The following is a 17,722-nucleotide window of genomic DNA, read 5'->3' as shown; positions in this document are numbered from 1 at the left end:
TTCATCTGAACGGCCTTTTTTTATGCTACAGCTGCCCGCTGTACAACACCGGTCCGGTTGGCTGACCGGTAGGCGATCCGCCCTGCGGCTCCAGGCTGATGGCAATGATGCCCGTGCCCGTAAGTTCGCGATCGTTTAGCGCAATGGCGGTGGCAGTATTGCTGTTGAGCAAGCCCAGCGAAATCGGCGCTTTGCCGGCCGGAATCAGCCACAGTTCAAGGCTATTGCTGGAGGCGACCGCGATCGGATGCAGCGGCGTCAAACTCAGTTGCTTAAGTTTGTTATCAGCACTTACCACCCATCGTTCACGATGCTGTGTGTCGCTCAACACGGTTAATGGCGAGAGCGTTGCGGGCTGCAAAAAAAGCTGAACGATCAATGCAATCGCCGCAATACTGGCGGCCACCATCCAACCAGCGTAGGAGCGTTTAGCCTGCACCACAGGTTTCTCAGGCAAGCTGAGCGTAATCTTTTTCCACACTTTTTCTGGCGGAGTGATGGGCGCGAGCTGACTATCGAGCCCTGCCAGCAAGGTCTGCCAGCGCGCCACGCTAGCCGCGAGTTCCGGCTCAGTGTGCAGCCTTCTCGCGAAGCGCAAACGCGCAAGGCCGCTTAATGTTCCCAGCGCATATTCTGCGGCTAACGCATCATCACGTTGTTGTCTATCGTTCATAGGCCCACACACTCCCGCAGATGCTCCAGCGCGCGGCGGATCCAGCTTTTTACCGAGCCAATCGGCTGCTGCAGCCAGGCGGCAATATCACTGTGTGACATCCCCTGATAATAGGCGAGCGTGATGCTTTGCTGCTGTTCGCTGCTCAGGTGGCTAATGCAGTGTCGCAGGCGATTGGCTTGCGCCGGATCGTGCCAATTATTGCGATCCTGTTCTTCGGCGATCTGTAGCTCATCATTAAATACCTCGGTGGCCAGTGCCGCGCGCGCTTGCCCACTTCGCAAACCGTCAATACAACGATTACGTACAATGTGCGTCATCCACGTCATTGGGGCGCTAAGGGCACTATCATAAGATGCTGCGCGGTTCCAAATGGTGAGATAACAGTCATGCAGCACCTCTTCAGCCCAACCTTGCTGGCGCAACATCCGTAAGGCGAGGGCGTAAAGGTGCGGTGAAGTGAGTCGATAAAGCTGCTCAAAAGCGCGGCGATCGCCCTTAGCGATCGCCGGCAATAATTTCTCTAGCCGTTCAGTCAGCTTTGCGTCCATATTTATCCCGGTTGGCTAAAACGCCCAATCCGAGTATAGGCAATTACTTAGGCATCAATACGGTATCAATCACATCGATTACGCCATTTTTCTGATTGACGTCATAAGTGCTGATATTTGCCACATTGCCCTGACCATCTTTCAGCTGAATGTTGTGCGGGCCATTGTTCATGATCCACAGCGGCTGGCCGTTTACGGTTTTCAGCTCAGCATGTCCGCCACCTTGCTTAATTTTCTTCTCCAGCGCTTGCATGTCGTATTTACCGGCCACCACATGATAAGTGAGGATCGCGGTCAGTTTGGCTTTGTTCTCCGGTTTGACCAAATTATCAACGGTGCCGGCAGGCAGTTTAGCGAAAGCCGCATTGGTTGGCGCAAAGACGGTAAACGGCCCTTTGCCTTCGAGGGTTTCTACCAGGCCAGCTGCTTTGACTGCCGCCACCAGGGTGGTGTGATCTTTGGAATTAAGCGCATTTTCGACGATGTTTTTTTGCGGGTACATCGCGGCTCCGCCTACCATCACCGAGCCATTGTCCATGGCGGCAAATGCGCCCGCGGTGAACAGTAAGGTGCCGGATACGACTGCAATGCTCATTAGCTTTTTCATCATAAATCCTCTTAGAAGGGAGCGAAGAAGTTGCTCACATCTGGATATACGAGAGAAGGTGGCGAATTGGATGCACGCATTTTGATCTTTTTTTATGCCAACCTGTCGCTCCATAAATGCAGGCGCGGAATGATCAGGTGTAGCGGCTGAGCCAACGGTTTGTGGCGATACGCGACATTTTCCGCATCATAGTTCAGCAGTTCCCCCAAAATGGGTACCTGGGTTTTATCGCGACACAGCACCAGTAGGGGAGAGGGGCAGGCAAGCTGGACCTGCTTTTTAACGCTGGCGCGCCATACGCGAGCAATCGGCTGTACTTTTACCGGGCGTTTGATTTTCAGTTTGGCGCCAACCGGTAACGCGAGAAGCGCCTCCAGTTCTTGCTGAACTTTCTCCGCCCATTGTTCCCGCGTCCACGGTGCCTGGGCACGATTGGCCTTCAGGCTGCGTTCCAGCTGTTCGACCACCGCATCCCGCGTGACATTTTTGATAATGTTTTTATTCGCCCAGCCGAAACGTAGGCTATCCGGCGAATTGAGTAGCGTCACGCTGCGGTAAGCGTTGAGAGTAATCAGGCCGCGCAGATGTTGGTGGACAAACTCAAAGCGCGCCTCGCTTGGTAAGCCGGACTCTACGGTAATTAACTGTTCCAGCCGCAGTTTGAGGGCATTGATTTCTGCCACCTGTTGGGTGATGCGATCGTGGATATCACCGTCGGCCTGAATACAGATCGCACCCGGCAAGCGCACGGCGGCTTTCGTGCTGAGTTTTTCCGATTGATGTTGCATAAACAGGCGGCAGTAGTGGGCCAGCGCCATGTCGCGCGCGGTTTTACCTAAATGTTGCGTCACCGCAATGCGTTCAATTTCATCATTTTCGCGGCCTTTTTCAATTTCCGGCAGGCTAAACACGCGGGCGATCAGCAACGGTTGCTGTTCAACTTGCTGGCGTAAAGCATTTAAACCCCGCTCCAATGCGTTCACACATTCATGTAAATCGCTCACCAAATCATAGCGCGCCATAAAAACCTCATTATAGTTACAACATGCTAATAAGCATACTCGCTCTGGTGCCAATCTGCCAGAAGGGCGCACAATTTTGCTGAGCAGGAAAGGTCGGGATTTTTCCGCCAGGATTAGCGTGTTATAACAATGCTTTGCCTGCTAACGGAAAACTGTCGTGACCTCTCAGCCAAAGCCCCCTGTTCCCGCTATCATTACGCTGGGATTAGTTCAAATTCTTTCCTGGGGCGGTTCTTTCTATTTAATGGCGGTAATGGCCAATCCTATCGTGGCGGAAACCGGCTGGTCGCAACAATGGGTTTATGGTGCGTTATCACTCGGTATGTTGGTTTCCGGTTTGCTGGCACCCTTAAGTGGCCGTCTGATTTCCCGTTCCTATGGACGTCTATTGCTCGCCGGGAGTGGGGCGGTGATGGCGCTGGGGCTGATCATTATGGGCCTAAGCCATAATCTGTTGCTGTTCCTTTTTGCCTGGCTGGTCATCGGTATCGGTATGGCGATGGGCCTTTATGATGCGCTGTTTGCCACGCTTGGAACGCTGTATGGCGGCCAGGCGCGCGGTGCTATCACGGGCATCACGCTGATTTCCGGTTTCTGCACCACCCTTGTGTGGCCAGGCATTGCACTGCTAATTCACTGGCTGGATTGGCGCGGCGCCTGTTTTACCCTTGCGGGAATGTTGTGCCTGCTGGTGTTGCCTGCGTATTTTTATGCGCTGCCCGCGCCAGAACCTAAAATTTCTACGGCAAAGCCCAAAACCTCAGCTGATGGCACCGAATTATCTTCAACGCTGTTCTGGCTGCTGTGCAGCATATTCACCCTCGCTTCAGTGATCATGACAGCCATCTCCGTGCAGCTGATCGCGTTGCTGCAAGCCAGCGGACACACGTTGACGTCGGCTTTAGCCATCAGCGCCATTCTGGGGCCGTGTCAGGTTGGCTCGCGTATTGTCGATATCGCGTTTAAGCGTGGTCATCCCATCTGGACCACTTTTTTCTCGGTAGGCTTAGTGGCGCTCGGCTTATTGCTGCTAGCGTGTTATCCGCAGTTTGCCGTGCTGAGTATGGTGTTATACGGCGCCGGCAACGGTTTACGTGCCATCGTGCGTGGAACCTTGCCGCTGGTAATGGTGAAACCCGAAGCTTACGCGATAGTGGTAGGGCGGATGGCCCGCCCGGCGTTGATCGGCCAGGCTTTAACCCCGCTGGTGGGTGGCTACGTCTTCCAGCATCTTGGTGCCAATGCCACGCTGTGGTTACTGTGCCTGCTGGCGCTGTGTAACGTGTTGTTGGTGGTGCTATTAAAGCAAAAACTCCCGCGCGCCAGCCTGGCAGTGCAGGAGAAAATATAAATCAAAATTTCGATCTGGCCGCTGCCAATGCTGTCGCACGGCGGCTCAGACGGAACGGGGTCAGCAGAGCCCCCCAAACCACCAGATTGCCGATAGTTATTAAGACCAGCTTTGCGATACCGGTGACGGTAAAAAAAGACAATCCGGTGATATTTTCGCCATATGCCATAAAACAAAGGCCAATAATCATCATTACAATGAAAAATGTTGCGCAGGAATAGAGCGTCCAGCAATTGCTCGCCGTCGCGAATTTCCACATGAGAAAGGCATTCACCAGCTCAACCAGCAGTGCGGCGTTGAACAGATCGCTGCCATGCGGCAGATGGCGTAAATATGTCATCTGCACGATCCCCAGCAAAATGAGCAGCGCAAGGACAACAACCGCAGCGGCTTTGGCAACAGATATTTTTGCTGTCATAGCGCATTCCTTTCTGACGCATCCTCTTCTTCCTGAATTTGAATAGAGACGATGTTCCAATAGCGATATTTCCAGCGCTGCCCTTCGACTATCACTGAAATAACCTGATTTTTGTCGTCCCACTCCAGTCCATCAATCAGATGAGTGAAACCTTCATGCGCAATGAGTCGTTGTCCACGCTGCAGGTGTTCGGCCTTAATGCTTTTTTCAATGGTTCTAAATTTACGCTTCATATCAGGAGTGATGGCCTCACCAATGACCGACGTTCTGGCTACCTGATTGTGCAGCGCCGCCGCCAATGTGGTTTGCCCCACCCATGCCGTGTGCGCTGTTAGTGTTCGCTGCGTTGCTTTCACCATTGCCCTGGCCACCATTGTGCGTATGTCCATGGTCGTGGCTTTGTTGTCCACCTTTCAATGACGGGCTGTTGATGATGGCATCAACATGTGGAACAGAGACCTGTACCGCGGGAGAGAGAGTCGAAGCCGCAACAGTGGTTATTTTTCCATCATTCGATTGCACGTTAACCGGTGTGTTCGCTGGCAGGCTGCCCGCACTGACGTTGATAGAACCCGCTGCTAAAGGTGTGCCAGTAGGATCGTTTTTTACATAAGAGGACTGAACGCCGTTTTTAGCATCGATGTATGATTTGCCAAAATTGCTCATTGTTTGGCTGGTTTCATTTTTAGCGTTCACATAATTCTGACCAAATGATTCAGCGGACGGCCCTGATAACGTATTACTTATTTTCGTATCAGCGAACGCATTGAACGAAGTGGCAACAGCGATAGCGATAACAGCGAATTTCAATGAAGTTTTCATTCTGTATTTCCATAATTTTTATGCTGAAAGAACGGTGTATTTAACGTTCGCCTAGCGGGGAAATTTATTTTTCACCAGAACTTAATTTTCGCTGAAAAATGTCGCTAACGGCCTTCGTCTGACAGCATTAAATCGATTGGCGATTTGCGCGATATTGATCGTGATCAACATCACAAATCGCACTTTTGGTCAAAGAGTATAGGTACTTAATTTACAAAGAAAAATAATTGAATTGTTTCTTCTATAGAAACACCTTGTCTTGAATGAAGTTTGGTAGAGGAGTTGAGAACGGATAACGCTGGACAGGATGAACTGATAGTGCGGTAAGTGAGATCAAGTTTGCATTTTATGCCTTTATCATCATCTGATAATTGAGGCGGAATAAGCATCTGATATTGATTTATTTTATTGATAATAAAGGTTATTTAATGACGCTCCGGCATGCGTTATAACCACATGTCGTACTATTTGGCCCTTCTAAAAAGCAACAGTGTTTGTTATATTTATTGCTCATTGATTACTCACTGTCGCGGCATAAAAACAACAAGATAACCGCAACTCAGGATATAGAAATGCTTGATTACCGCTTCCCGACAGCTTTGCAGATGGTTTTGAGCGTAGCGATGGCGGAGCAATTGGGTAAACGCTCGACCAGTGCCATTTTGGCGTATGGTCTTGAAGCGAATCCCAGTTTCATTCGGAAACTGATGGTTCCGCTCACGCGAGATGGCATCATCGTCTCAACGCTTGGCCGCACTGGCTCCATTCATTTGGGGCGTCCGGCTGCTGAAATCACGCTGCGTGACATCTACACCTCTGTGATAGAGGACAAAAAGCTCTGGGCCTCACGTCCGGACGTTGCTCCACGTTGCCTGGTGAGCGCCAACTTGTGTTGGTACTTCAAATCGATTGCTGAAGAGGCTGAAGAAGCCTCGTTGAAAGTGCTGGAAACCCGCACCGTGGCGGATGCGCTGGCCGAGCTGAAGCATAACGACACCAGCAATTGTGAAGAGCTGCCCGACCTCGAACTCGCCGACCTGTGTAAAAAAGGTCGCTAAAACCGCACCAATCCCGTAGGGTCGCCATCCGTGGCGACCTTTTTTTTCGCCGAACTCCAGCCATAAAAAATCCGGGCACCTTGGCCCGGATTGTTCATCTCACACTTAACGTTTACGCCGTCTGCACTTCCGCTTGTGGCTGCTTGCGCGTCACCAGCTTACGCAGCGTCACGTAGAACACTGGCGTCAGGAACAGACCAAACAGCGTGACGCCCAACATCCCTGAGAACACCGTAATTCCGGTCACGCCGCGCACTTCCGCACCCGCGCCTTCGCCCAGAATCAGCGGAATAGTACCGGCGATAAAGGCGATGGAAGTCATGACGATGGGGCGCAAACGCAGACGACAGGCTTCCAGCGCCGCATCGACAATGCTCTTGCCCTGCATCTCCAATTCGCGCGCAAATTCGACGATAAGAATCGCGTTCTTACAAGCCAGCCCCATCAATACCACCAGGCCAACCTGCACAAACACGTTGTTATCGCCGCCGGTCAGCCACACGCCGACCAGCGCTGAGAGCATGGTCACCGGCACGATCAGAATTACCGCGAGCGGCAGCGTCCAGCTTTCATACAGCGCCGCCAGCACGAGGAAGGCCAACAGTACCGCCACCGGGAACACAATCAGCGCGGTGTTGCCCTGCGTCGATTGCTGATAGCTCAGATCGGTCCACTCGATATTCATCCCGTTCGGCAGCACCTGCGTGGACATCTCTTCCAGCTTTTGCATCGCCTGCGCTGAAGAAAGTACGCGCGGATCGGCATCACCAATCAGGTCCGCCGCCGGATAGCCGTTGTAGCGGATCACCGGATCGGGGCCGTAAGTGGTGGTGATATTGACCATGCTGCCAATCGGCACCATCTCGCCACGATCGTTACGGGTACGCAGATTACCAATGTCCTGCACGCTATCACGGAAATCACCGTCCGCCTGCGCCATCACGCGCCAGGTACGTCCAAACTTATTGAAGTCGTTAACGTACGACGATCCCAAATAGGTTTGCAGCGTACTGAACAGCTCGGTCAACGACACGCCTTGCGCTTTGGCTTTGTCACGATCCACCTGCACATCCAATTGCGGCACGTTGGCCTGATAGGAGGAAATCGGGAACATCATGCCCGGCGTCTGCAGCACTGCGCCCGTCATGGTATTGATGGCGGTTTGCAGCGCCCCATAACCCAGTCCAGCGCGATCCTGCACGTACAGCGAATAGCCAGAACCTTGTCCCAGACCCAAAATCGGCGGTGGCATAATTGAGAAGCCGAAGCCTTGCTGAATTTTAGCTATCTTGGCGTTGATCTCCGCGTTAATTTCCGCCGCGCTACGCTTACGCTCGTTGAATGGCTTCAGGCCGAAGAACACCGTGCCGGTATTTGGCGTGTTGGTAAACTGCAACGCATTCAGACCGGGGAAAGCGACCGAATAGGCCACGCCTTCGGTATTCATGCCGATTTCGCTCATCTTGCGAATCACTTCATCGGTACGCGCCAGCGAAGAACCTTCCGGCATTTTCACGCCGCCAATCAAATACAACTTATCCTGCGTCGGAATAAAGCCGCCAGGCACGGTATGGAACATAAAGCCCGCACCGGCCAGCAGCAGCACGTAAACGCCAAACACCGCGCCGCGCCGACGCAGCGTTTTGCCCACCAGTGATTCATAGCCATCTGAACTGCGCTGGAAGAAGCGGTTGAACGGACGGAACAGCCAGCCGAGCAGGCGATCAATAATGCGCGTCGGCATATCTTTCGCCGCGTTATGCGGTTTCAGCAGCAGCGCCGCCAGCGCCGGAGAGAGCGTCAGCGAGTTAATCGCCGAGATCACTGTGGAGATGGCGATGGTCACAGCAAACTGCTTGTAGAACTGACCGGTCACGCCCGACAGGAAGGCCATCGGTACGAACACCGCACACAGCACCAGCGCGATGGCGATAATCGGTCCTGATACTTCCCGCATCGCCTGATGCGCCGCCGCGGTGGGTGACAAACCTTGTTCGATATTACGTTCAACGTTCTCTACCACCACGATGGCGTCATCCACCACGATACCGATCGCCAACACCAGGCCAAACAAACTCAAGGTATTGAGCGAGAAGCCCAGCAGGTAGAGGATGCTGAAGGTACCGACCACCGAAACCGGCACGGCCAGCAGGGGAATGATCGAAGCGCGCCAGGTTTGCAGGAACAGAATCACCACCAGCACTACCAGCACAATCGCTTCAAACAATGTCTGCACTACAGCGCGGATCGAATCACGCACGAATACGGTGGGATCGTAAGGCGCGGCCCACTGCACATCGTCCGGGAAGCGGGTGGCCAGCTCGGCCATTTTGTCGCGCACCGCGTTGGACAAGTCGATGGCGTTGGCACCCGGCGCCTGGAAAATACCAATCCCGACCGCATCTTTGTTATTCAGCTGCGAACGCAACGCATAGCTACCGGAACCCATCTCGATACGCGCCACGTCGCGCAGGCGCACCAGCGTGCCGTCGTCGGCGGTTTTCAGAATGATATTGCCAAACTGCTCCTCGCTCTCAAGACGACCTTGGGTGTTGATCGACAGCAGGAAATCACTCTGCTTCTTCAGCGGCTCCGCACCAAGCTGACCGGCAGAGACCTGCACGTTCTGCTCCTGCATCGCGCTAACCACGTCGGAAGCGGTTAAGCCTCGCGCCGCCACTTTGTTGGGATCGAGCCATACGCGCATCGCGTATTCACCGGCACCGAAGATCTGAATCTGACCAACGCCCGGCAGGCGCGCCAGCTCATCCTTCACTTTCAGGGTGGCGTAGTTACGCAGATAGAGCGAATCGTACTTGCCGTGCGGCGAGAACATGTGCACTACCAGCGTCAGCGTCGGCGACATCTTCTGCGTGGTGAGGCCAAGTTGGCGCACCTCTTCCGGCAGACGCGCTTCGGCCTGCGCTACGCGGTTCTGCACCTGCACCTGCGCCTGATCCGGATCGGTGCCTGGACGGAAGGTCACGGTCGTGACCAGCACGCCATCAGAACCGGCCACCGACTTCATGTACATCATGTTTTCCACCCCGTTGATGGCCTCTTCCAGCGGCGTCGCCACGGAATCTGCAATCACTTTGGGGTTAGCGCCCGGGTATTCGGCGCGCACCTGCACGCTGGGTGGCACCACGTTGGGGTATTCACTGATCGGCAGCAGCGGAATGGCGATCAGTCCGGTGGTAAAGATCAAGATCGACAGCACCGCGGCGAAGATCGGTCGGTCGATAAAAAAGCGGGAGAAATCCATAAAAGGCAGTCTCGAAGGTTATTGAGCGGAGCGCATCGCCACCGGTTGGGCGGTCACCGGCATGCCAGGCATAAAGACTTTCTGCAAGCCGTTAACGATCACCTTGTCGCCGGGCTTGAGGCCCTGCTGCACAATGCGCAGGCCATTGGCTAAATCACCGGCCTGAATATCGCGACGCTGGGCTTTGCCCTGCGCATCGACCACATAAACGTACTTACGATCCTGATCGGTCAGCACGGCTTTATCGTCAATCAACAGCGCGGTGAAATCAGCGCTGCCCGGCAAGCGCACGCGCGCAAACAGGCCCGGCGTGAACTGACGCTGCTGGTTGTCCAGCGAGGCGCGCATGCGGATGGTACCGGTGCTGGCGGTGAGCTGGTTATCGAGGAAATCCACGGTACCGCGATGCGGATAACCCTCTTCACCGGTCAGCGCCACCTCAACCGGCAGCGATCCGCGATTTTCGCCTTTACGCGCCATCGCCTGATAGTGCAGATAGGTGGCTTCATCGACATCGAAGTAGACATACATGCGATCCTGCGACACCAGCGTGGTCAGCACGCTGGCGCTGTCGCCCGCGGTGACGAGGTTACCGGTGGTGATCATCGCGCGGCTGGCGCGGCCCTCAATCGGTGCGGTTACGCGGGTGAAATCAAGGTTCAACTGCGCCATATCGACTGCGGCTTGTGCCGACAGCACGTTGGCCTGCGCCTGATTCGCCGCAGAACGACGCTGTTCCCACTCTTCGCGTGACACCACATTGGTGCCGATCAGCTTATCGGTACGTGCCGATTCACTGCGTGCCAGCGCCGCCTGGCTACGCGCATTTGCCAGCTCGGCCTGCGCCTGCTCCAGCGTAGCGCGATAGGTGCGATCGTCGATGGTAAACAGGACCTGGCCTTTCTTCACTTCATCGCCTTCGCGATAATTAACCTGATCGATATAGCCGGAAACGCGCGGACGCAGCTGTACGCTCTGCACCGCTTCGAAACGGCCGTTGAAGCTATCCCATTGGCTGACTTTTTGCTCAACCACCTGCGCGACACTCACTTCGGGCGGCGGCGGCGGGGCGTTTTGCGCCACTCCGCGATCGCAACCGGCCAGCAGGCTTCCCAGCAACATCACTCCTGACAGGCTTACTGCCCGACGAACCCCATTTGTTTGCAGATGCATTGTTGTTATTCCGCGTTGGTGAAAAAGAAAGGAGACGTACGAAAAATCTGCAACTTTAAAGATTGCATTAAAACGCGACGAGTGTAGGCTTGTGCAAACTGCATCTGCAAGAATATCTGATACACTTTATGTGCGGTTTTGATCATTGAGTTGCAAAGCGATCAAAGCCCCTACGCGCAGTGCGGCATTTAATGCAATAATAAAACTTGCATTAAATGCCATCATCAGTCACCCTTAAAGTGTAATTGCAACTGATACTGATACTGTTCGCAAAGGCGACGGGAGAGAATGGGATGATGAGCGACGCATTTATTCACGATCTGATCGACTGGATTGATAACAACATTGAAGCACGTCTGGATCTGGACACCGTAGCAGGGCGCGCGGGCTATTCGAAGTGGCACCTGCAGCGTATGTTCAAAGAGCACACCGGCTATCCGCTGGGTGAATACATCCGTAACAAAAAACTGAAAAAATCGGCAGATAGGCTAACCACCAGCAATGAGCCGATTCTTAACGTGGCAATCTCACTCGGTTTCGACTCGCAGCAGTCGTTTAACCGCAGCTTCAAGCGCCAATATGGCGTAGCGCCGGGAGCATGGCGCCGTCACGCTGCGCCATCCGCCAGCGCGATGCAGTAATACCCCCGCCAGGGCCAGCGATGCTGGCCCGCGTTTTTCTCCGTTTTAAATCTGTTATTATCTGCGTCCTGTCATTCAGGATGTCACCATGTCAAAGAAACTCTGGATTGCCTTAATTCTGATCCTGGCCGCACTATGGCTTGGGCTAAAACCGCATTTGTCCGACAAATGGGCGAACAGTCACCCCGACATTTCTCAGCTCACCGATGCCAACACCGTGGCGCGTTGGGTGCAGCAGCACCATCGATTACCCGATCTTTACCTCACCAAAAATGAGGCGCGTCGTCAGGGCTGGAACCCGGGCAAGGGCGATTTGTGTGAAGTGTTGCCGGGCCGCGCTATTGGTGGCGATCGCTTTAGCAACCGTGAAAAAAGGTTGCCGATGCAGGCGGGCAGGCAATGGTATGAAGCCGATGTGAATTACGATTGCGGCCACCGCGATGCCGATCGTCTGCTTTACTCATCGGATGGGCTGATCTTCCTCACCACCGATCACTATCGCAGCTTCAAACCGGTGCCTTAAACATGTTGACACTCCATTTTGATTTTCAAACCTTGCCGGATCGCCAGGCGTTTTACCGCGCGCTGGTGCAGCAAAGTGCGGCTACAGATGATTTTGGCAACAACCTTGATGCGCTGTGGGATTGGCTGACTGGCGGCATGGCGCTGCCTGCAACGCTCGTTTTGCAACATGCGGAGGATGCCAGCGTAAGTGCAGAGTTCGCGCCCGTACTGGCATTGTTGGAAGAGGCGCAGCAGCAATTGGACGGCGAGCTGCGCCTGGTACGAAAAGGGTAAATCAGGCGTGCAGCGGCAGCAGCAAAATCGCTAACATCTGACGCGCATTGGCCGGCAGATCGCCGCCGCCGGTGTAGCCATTGTTCTCGACGATCACCGAATTTAACCCCACCAGCCAGTCATAGATGTAGTATGCCGTATGATTGGCGGGAGCGGCCGAAAGACGCGTTAAACGCTGCCCCGGCGAGAAACTGACGCTTGGCGCAGGCGGACGAGCAAAAATCGTCTGACCACGATTGACGCGGCTTTCCGGACGTTCACTTTCCGGACGCTGTAAAAAGCCTAGCCACGCCACAAAGTCACCCAGTACCGTCATCGCGCGGGACACCTGTCGATCGGTGCGCGCTTCATGTGCGCTGGCTTGCGCATCCGGTTCGTTAAGCGTGCTTTGCAGTTTGCTCAGTACCTTGAGGCGGAAGCTGGCGGTGATCAGCTCTTCCACCAGCAGCTCCAGCGTGGGCTTATCGACATTCAGCAGCGCCAGCAGGCTGCGGCTCTCCGGCAGCTGACGCAAATGCTCCAGCCACAGCGCAAACACCTGCTGCGGGAATTGCTGATCGCGCTGGCCACCGGAACTGCGCGGCTCAGCCGCCGTCACCGGTTCGTCTTTAAACAGATCAAACTCGAAACCGATGCCGAAATAGCTCTGCTCGGCGGCGGCGGTTTTGGCGCTGTGTTGGCTATGATTGCTGCTGCTTTGGCTCAGCCACAGTTGACGCACCGCTTCACGCGAAGGCTGCAAACGCTCCAGCAGTTCGCCGTGCAAACCGGTGCGATGTTGCAAACATTTCAGCAACGTATCGGAGATCGCCTGTTTGCGCGCTGCCTGTTCTGGCGTCGCGCTGGATTCCGTCCACGGCTGCAGGCGTTCCACCAGTTTTTGCTGCAGCGCGCTGAGCTGGAGCGCGAGGCGATCGCGTCGTGCTTCCGGCTGCATTTCATCCTGCAGCCAGCTGCCCATGCGATCAACCCCGGCGCGATCGAGTGCCAGCATCGATCCCCAGCTTTGCCCCGGCTGGCCAATTTGCCGTTGAACCGCTTCGTCGACGTTAATCTGCTGCTGCTGATAACGCGCGTCATGCGGGGTAATCGCCCAAATCAGGCGCGGCTTCTCACCGCTGGCGGCTACGGTTTGATGCATGTGCCATTCACGCAGCGCGCTGGCAGCAACATCGGTGTCCTGACGCTGGCTGGCGGCGGTGCAGATCAGCATCAGGTCAATGCCTTGACGCGCGGCGTACAAACCGGGCAGCAGCGCACGTTTTTGCTCCAGCAGGGTGGCGCGCAGGGGATCGCGTTGGCGTAACTGCGCCAGTTCGTCCTGCTGTGTGCGATCGGCAGGCGTGCCCGGCGCAGGCAGCTCCAGCATATCGGCGTCATCATACAATGCCTGGCGCGGCGTCGAGCTGAGCGGCAGGGCGATTTCCAGCGTCAGCAGCGCCAGTAAACCCAGCGGGACATGCTGCGCTTTACCTACGCGATTGGCGACGATCGGGCAAACTTCGATCATCTCCTGCCAGTCGGCGTCGTTGCCGATCAGTTTTTCTGCAGGCAGCGCGGCATCGTCTACCAGCAGGCTGAGCGGCGCTAACACGCGCGGCGCGTGACGCAGCTGATGGCGCAAATGCATCAGGCTGCGCAGGCTTTCATTCAGCGCGTTTTGGCCCGGCCACAGCAGCGCAAACAGCTGTACGCGATCGTCAACGCTCAGCCACGGCGCCAGCGCAATCGCCTGCGGCCAGAAGTGACGATCCAATACTTCTGCATGACGATGGTGGCGACGGCTCCACCCCCACAGCGTGATCAACGCATCGCTGTCCAGGCCAGGTTGTACGTCGTCCTGACGATGACGCTGCAAACGCTGCAGTGCCGCGTCAATCTGCGGCGTATCGGGCTGCTCCTCGGTTTTGGCGCAGGCCAGCATCAAACGAATCAGCTCCACTTCGCTCAGCAGCGTCATCTCCAGCGGCCAGGCGTTGGATTGGGTTTCACGTTGGTGGCTGAAGCGAGTAGCGATGGCAAAATCGACGTTGCCGGGATTAATGTTCTGGAAATAGTTGAGGGTCTTGTCGCCAAGACGCGCAATCAGTTGACCTTGCGCGTCCCCAACCATTTCACTCAGCAGCCAGGCTTTGCCCGCCTGCGATTGACCAAACAGCGCCAGCGTCACCGGGCGCGCCAGCTGACGCGCCAGCGCATGACTTTCGACGCGTGCGCGACGCAGCTGCAGCGTCAGCGTTTCGGCTTCCATTGCCAGCCGCGGCGCGTGCGCCTGATGGGTTTCCACCCAGTTCAGCGCGCCATCCAGCGTTTCCTGCATCAGGCTCAGACGTTTCGCTGGCGTAACCGGCGAGGCTTTTTTGGCAGTTCTCATCGTTTGCAGACGCTCCCGCTGTCGATCCAATATTGCGCATTCGCGTTGCCGGTGGCAGAAAGCGTGTTCAGTTTGAGGCTCAGTTGTTCCAGCGGCACGCGTGTGCCGTCATCCATGCGGGCATCGCTCAATACTAAGCGCTCCGGGCCAAAATTATCCGGTCCTGGCTGCACTGCCAGTTTAATGCGCAGCACGCTCTCTCCGGCAACCTGACGCGCCAGCGTCGGATCGACAATGCTTAAACTATAGAGCGGTGACGCCGGCCAGCGATCGTTCTCCAGCTGACGGAAGCCGAGGCAAACATTGCCGCGGATGCGGAAGCTGCTTTTGCGATCCAGCGCGAAGTCGCTGCGGTCGAGATCGATCTCGCTGTAGCACAGGTTATCGTCGCTCAGCGCGCTCGTTTCATCCAGCACGCCAAGATAGCGGATGGTGGAGTAAGGTTCGAAGTCACCGGCGCGGAACCAGAAACTGCTCAGGCGCAGATCGAGCGCCAGCAGGCACAGCATCGCGCCCACCGCCGCGGTCGATTTCGGGTTATCAATGCGGCCCTGTTTGTTAAACGGATACCAATCGCTGGTGTGATAGCCCTCCAGCGACAAAATACGGCTGCCCGGCAGCGGCTGCAGATGGCGCACCAGCGCCTGAATGCCGGGGAAGCGCGATGGACGACCGGTGAGTAACAGCACATCGCACTGATAAAGCGACACCACTTCACACATGGCGCGCAGCGCTGGGATGATGGCCATACGATGTTGCAGGAACTCGCCGTGCAGCTGCGCCATGCTGACCACCAGCGGCACGTCGAGCAGATCGAAACGGCTGTCGCCACCGAGCGTGCGCTGAATTTCGCCATTTACAAACGCCAGCACCGCGCTTGCCGGTTTTTGCGGTACCAGCTCGCCAAACAGCGCATTGATTTCGCTGTGGCTGTCGAGCGGATCCCAGTTTTCATAACGCTCAAGCACCGCCTGCGCCAGTGGAATAAACAGCTGCAGCGTCACCTGCTGACGCAGCGTGGCCTGACCATCCATGCGGCTGTCGTGGCCGAACAATTTGTTCATCAGCGGTTCGGCCAGCGTTAAGCCGGCTTTCTGCAAACTCTGCTGCAACGCCGGCAGAATCCACAGTTGAATCACATCCAGCAGAATGTCATCGCCCGCGACTTTAAAACCTTCGCGGAATAATAAGCGCGGGGTAATTTTGACGTTGTTGCCCTGGCCATCGTCGAGGCGATATTGGGTAATCGCCAGGTCAGTGGTGCCGCCGCCAATATCGATGGAGGCGATGCGCAGGCTTTTGCCCGGCAGTTCATCGGCTTCACGCGGACGATCCGGGCGCGCCATGCTGCTGAAGAAATCTTCGGCGCGACCGGCAAAGTTGACCTGGGTTTCGTTGAACAACCATACCATTTGACCGCAGGTGGCTTCATCCCACTCCATTTGCACATCGGGCACCGGGCGCAGGCTTTTCGTCTGGCTGACGGCGGAGAAATCGTCTTCAGCCGGATGCCAGCCTTCCGCTTTCCACACCAGCGCGATGGCTTCCTGCATGCGACGACGGAAAATTTCCCGCTCGGGTTTCGGCATGGCGGAAGGCAGCGTCAGAATCACATGACGCAGCTGGCGTGGCGCCTGGCTTTGCGGCATCCGCTGACGCTGCGCTACGCTGTTCATCTGCATCATCGCCTGCGCCAGCAGTTCGCACAGCATAAAGGTCATCAGCGAGCTACGGCTGTAGCTGGCGGAGAACACCGGCAAGCGGTCATCTTCTGCCAGCGCGTGCAGCGGTTGACCTTCATCATTGATCAAGAGGGTGAACGGCAGTGCGGTGGCCTGTGGTTCATCGCTGCTGCCGTTGGCGTTGAAACGCCAGCCCGGCAGATAACGTGCTTCATCCCACAAATAGCGGCGTGGGCTGGATAAACCGGTACTGCCTTCGGTACCGGCGCGCAGCAGCGCCAGGCGGCTGGCTTCTCGTCCCACGCGCGTCAGCGATGGCCACATAAAGGCGTTTTCACGCCCGCTTTCCAGCGAGAAGTTAGATTTGCCGAACTTCGTTTCGGCAAACTCCAAGCGGCTTTCGAACAGTTCGTTATAAACCTGATGCGGCTCGGAAAGATCGCGCAGCTGTAGTTCATAGGTTTGGCGCAGGCCGTTGCTCTCTTCGGCGTGGTCTTCCACCAGAATGCCGCAGGTGTGCGAGTTGCCCACATCCAGAATGATATCGACATTCACCGCCGGCGTTTGGTGTGACGCGGCATGCAGGGTGATCTCCGCCAAATCAAGCTGTTCACCGAGCAGTTCCAACAGGTTGAGGTAGTGCGCCTGATACTCGAATTCACGCAGTGCCTGATTCACTTCCTGCTCACGACGTGACTCTTGCGCATGCACTTGCTGAGTAAAGGTTTCACGCAGCCAGCCATCCACCCAGGTATGATCGAGGAATTCGCCCAGCTCATAGTTATGCCACGCAAGGGCGAAACTGACGCCGTTCTGCGCATCGGCTTTACTTAAACCGTGCTGCTCGCCGCCATCCTGTTCCGGCACGATACGTGTATCGAACGCAAGGGTGATGCGATGGGTGTTGCCTGCGCCGTCGGGCTGGCTGAGCGGCGCCAGATGCAGCCGCGCCCAGTTATCCGGTCCACCAATAAAACGGCGTCCGCTGTTGCAGCGTAGCACCGGCAGCGGCAGCCATTGATGGGCCAGCAGCGCCAGCGAATCGGCCAGTGCGATATCCGATTCCGGACGCACCACTTCTGCCGGTCCGCCATCTTCCGGATAGAGCAGAAACTTGCCGCTGTTACCGTCAACGTTCAGGCGCAGCAGCGGGCCGTTGGCCGTCTGACGCACAAACTGACGGCGTGCCTGTAGCGCAGGCAAACGCAAACCGAAATCAAGAAACTGCACACCGCTATCTTCAATCAGCGTGATTTTCTGTTTGTCATCGATGAGGGGAGCCAACAT

Annotated in this window: 16 protein-coding genes; 5 read left to right on the top strand and 11 right to left on the bottom strand. The window is 55.8% G+C overall.

Features of this window, described 5'->3' with window-relative positions:
• Nucleotides 1–25: 25 nt before the first annotated feature.
• From AAGR08_RS10020 to tus, 4 genes are all read right to left on the bottom strand, one after another.
• Complete coding sequence (locus tag AAGR08_RS10020; protein WP_345826783.1) at nucleotides 26–673, bottom strand: anti-sigma factor; 648 nt, start codon at nucleotides 671–673, stop codon at nucleotides 26–28.
• A complete protein-coding gene (locus AAGR08_RS10015) occupies nucleotides 670–1,224 on the bottom strand; it encodes a sigma-70 family RNA polymerase sigma factor (RefSeq protein ID WP_345826782.1) in 555 nt (184 codons plus the stop codon). Before AAGR08_RS10015 ends, AAGR08_RS10020 begins: the two co-directional genes overlap by 4 nt.
• Before the next feature lie 43 nt (nucleotides 1,225–1,267).
• Nucleotides 1,268–1,831: a fasciclin domain-containing protein gene (locus AAGR08_RS10010; protein WP_097094044.1), complete on the bottom strand. Its 564-nt coding sequence runs from the start codon at nucleotides 1,829–1,831 to the stop codon at nucleotides 1,268–1,270.
• A 92-nt stretch (nucleotides 1,832–1,923) separates the two neighbouring features.
• Nucleotides 1,924–2,853, bottom strand: a complete 930-nt coding sequence (gene tus, locus AAGR08_RS10005) for a DNA replication terminus site-binding protein (protein ID WP_345826781.1) — start codon at nucleotides 2,851–2,853, stop codon at nucleotides 1,924–1,926.
• Nucleotides 2,854–3,010: 157 nt separating this feature from the next.
• Between tus and AAGR08_RS10000 the strand changes: the two genes are divergently transcribed.
• The gene (locus AAGR08_RS10000) at nucleotides 3,011–4,204 is read left to right on the top strand and encodes an MFS transporter (RefSeq protein ID WP_345826780.1); all 1,194 of its coding nucleotides are present in this window, start codon (nucleotides 3,011–3,013) and stop codon (nucleotides 4,202–4,204) included.
• A 1-nt stretch (nucleotide 4,205) separates the two neighbouring features.
• On the opposite strand, the gene AAGR08_RS09995 is transcribed toward AAGR08_RS10000, so the two are convergent.
• Genes AAGR08_RS09995 through AAGR08_RS09985 form a run of 3 tightly spaced genes read right to left on the bottom strand, consistent with a single transcriptional unit; the run spans nucleotide 4,206 to nucleotide 5,444 of the window.
• Nucleotides 4,206–4,622, bottom strand: a complete 417-nt coding sequence (locus AAGR08_RS09995) for a hypothetical protein (RefSeq protein ID WP_345826779.1) — start codon at nucleotides 4,620–4,622, stop codon at nucleotides 4,206–4,208.
• Entirely contained in the window at nucleotides 4,619–4,855 is a 237-nt protein-coding gene (locus AAGR08_RS09990) for a hypothetical protein (protein ID WP_097094040.1), read from the bottom strand. The genes AAGR08_RS09995 and AAGR08_RS09990 overlap by 4 nt, the downstream gene beginning before the upstream one ends.
• Before the next feature lie 16 nt (nucleotides 4,856–4,871).
• Complete coding sequence (locus AAGR08_RS09985; RefSeq protein ID WP_345826778.1) at nucleotides 4,872–5,444, bottom strand: hypothetical protein; 573 nt, start codon at nucleotides 5,442–5,444, stop codon at nucleotides 4,872–4,874.
• Nucleotides 5,445–6,016: 572 nt separating this feature from the next.
• On the opposite strand from AAGR08_RS09985, the gene AAGR08_RS09980 reads away from it, so the two are divergent.
• Nucleotides 6,017–6,502, top strand: a complete 486-nt coding sequence (locus AAGR08_RS09980) for an Rrf2 family transcriptional regulator (protein ID WP_008110154.1) — start codon at nucleotides 6,017–6,019, stop codon at nucleotides 6,500–6,502.
• 112 nt (nucleotides 6,503–6,614) lie between these two features.
• Here the strand turns inward: AAGR08_RS09980 and oqxB are convergent, their stop codons facing one another.
• Together oqxB and AAGR08_RS09970 are read right to left on the bottom strand one after the other, a co-directional pair.
• A complete protein-coding gene (gene oqxB, locus AAGR08_RS09975; RefSeq protein WP_097094038.1) occupies nucleotides 6,615–9,767 on the bottom strand; it encodes a multidrug efflux RND transporter permease subunit OqxB in 3,153 nt (1,050 codons plus the stop codon).
• A gap of 18 nt (nucleotides 9,768–9,785) precedes the next feature.
• Nucleotides 9,786–10,940, bottom strand: a complete 1,155-nt coding sequence (locus AAGR08_RS09970) for an efflux RND transporter periplasmic adaptor subunit (RefSeq protein ID WP_097094037.1) — start codon at nucleotides 10,938–10,940, stop codon at nucleotides 9,786–9,788.
• A 293-nt stretch (nucleotides 10,941–11,233) separates the two neighbouring features.
• On the opposite strand from AAGR08_RS09970, the gene AAGR08_RS09965 reads away from it, so the two are divergent.
• The 3 genes from AAGR08_RS09965 to AAGR08_RS09955 all read left to right on the top strand — a co-directional run bounded on the left by AAGR08_RS09965 (nucleotide 11,234) and on the right by AAGR08_RS09955 (nucleotide 12,379).
• The gene (locus AAGR08_RS09965; RefSeq protein ID WP_097094036.1) at nucleotides 11,234–11,581 is read left to right on the top strand and encodes a helix-turn-helix domain-containing protein; all 348 of its coding nucleotides are present in this window, start codon (nucleotides 11,234–11,236) and stop codon (nucleotides 11,579–11,581) included.
• A gap of 88 nt (nucleotides 11,582–11,669) precedes the next feature.
• On the top strand, nucleotides 11,670–12,104 hold the full coding sequence (locus AAGR08_RS09960) for a ribonuclease domain-containing protein (RefSeq protein WP_097094035.1): 435 nt from the start codon (nucleotides 11,670–11,672) through the stop codon (nucleotides 12,102–12,104).
• Between the two features lie 2 nt (nucleotides 12,105–12,106).
• On the top strand, nucleotides 12,107–12,379 hold the full coding sequence (locus AAGR08_RS09955) for a barstar family protein (protein ID WP_345826777.1): 273 nt from the start codon (nucleotides 12,107–12,109) through the stop codon (nucleotides 12,377–12,379).
• A gap of 1 nt (nucleotide 12,380) precedes the next feature.
• On the opposite strand, the gene AAGR08_RS09950 is transcribed toward AAGR08_RS09955, so the two are convergent.
• Both AAGR08_RS09950 and AAGR08_RS09945 read right to left on the bottom strand, forming a co-directional pair.
• Entirely contained in the window at nucleotides 12,381–14,753 is a 2,373-nt protein-coding gene (locus tag AAGR08_RS09950; protein WP_345826776.1) for a virulence factor SrfC family protein, read from the bottom strand.
• On the bottom strand, nucleotides 14,750–17,722 hold the full coding sequence (locus AAGR08_RS09945; RefSeq protein WP_345826775.1) for a virulence factor SrfB: 2,973 nt from the start codon (nucleotides 17,720–17,722) through the stop codon (nucleotides 14,750–14,752). Before AAGR08_RS09945 ends, AAGR08_RS09950 begins: the two co-directional genes overlap by 4 nt.

The sequence above is a fragment of the Pantoea sp. BRR-3P genome, assembly GCF_039621635.1.
In the GTDB taxonomy this organism is placed as follows: domain Bacteria; phylum Pseudomonadota; class Gammaproteobacteria; order Enterobacterales; family Enterobacteriaceae; genus Pantoea; species Pantoea floridensis.
This window is presented reverse-complemented; position numbering and strand designations above follow the sequence as displayed.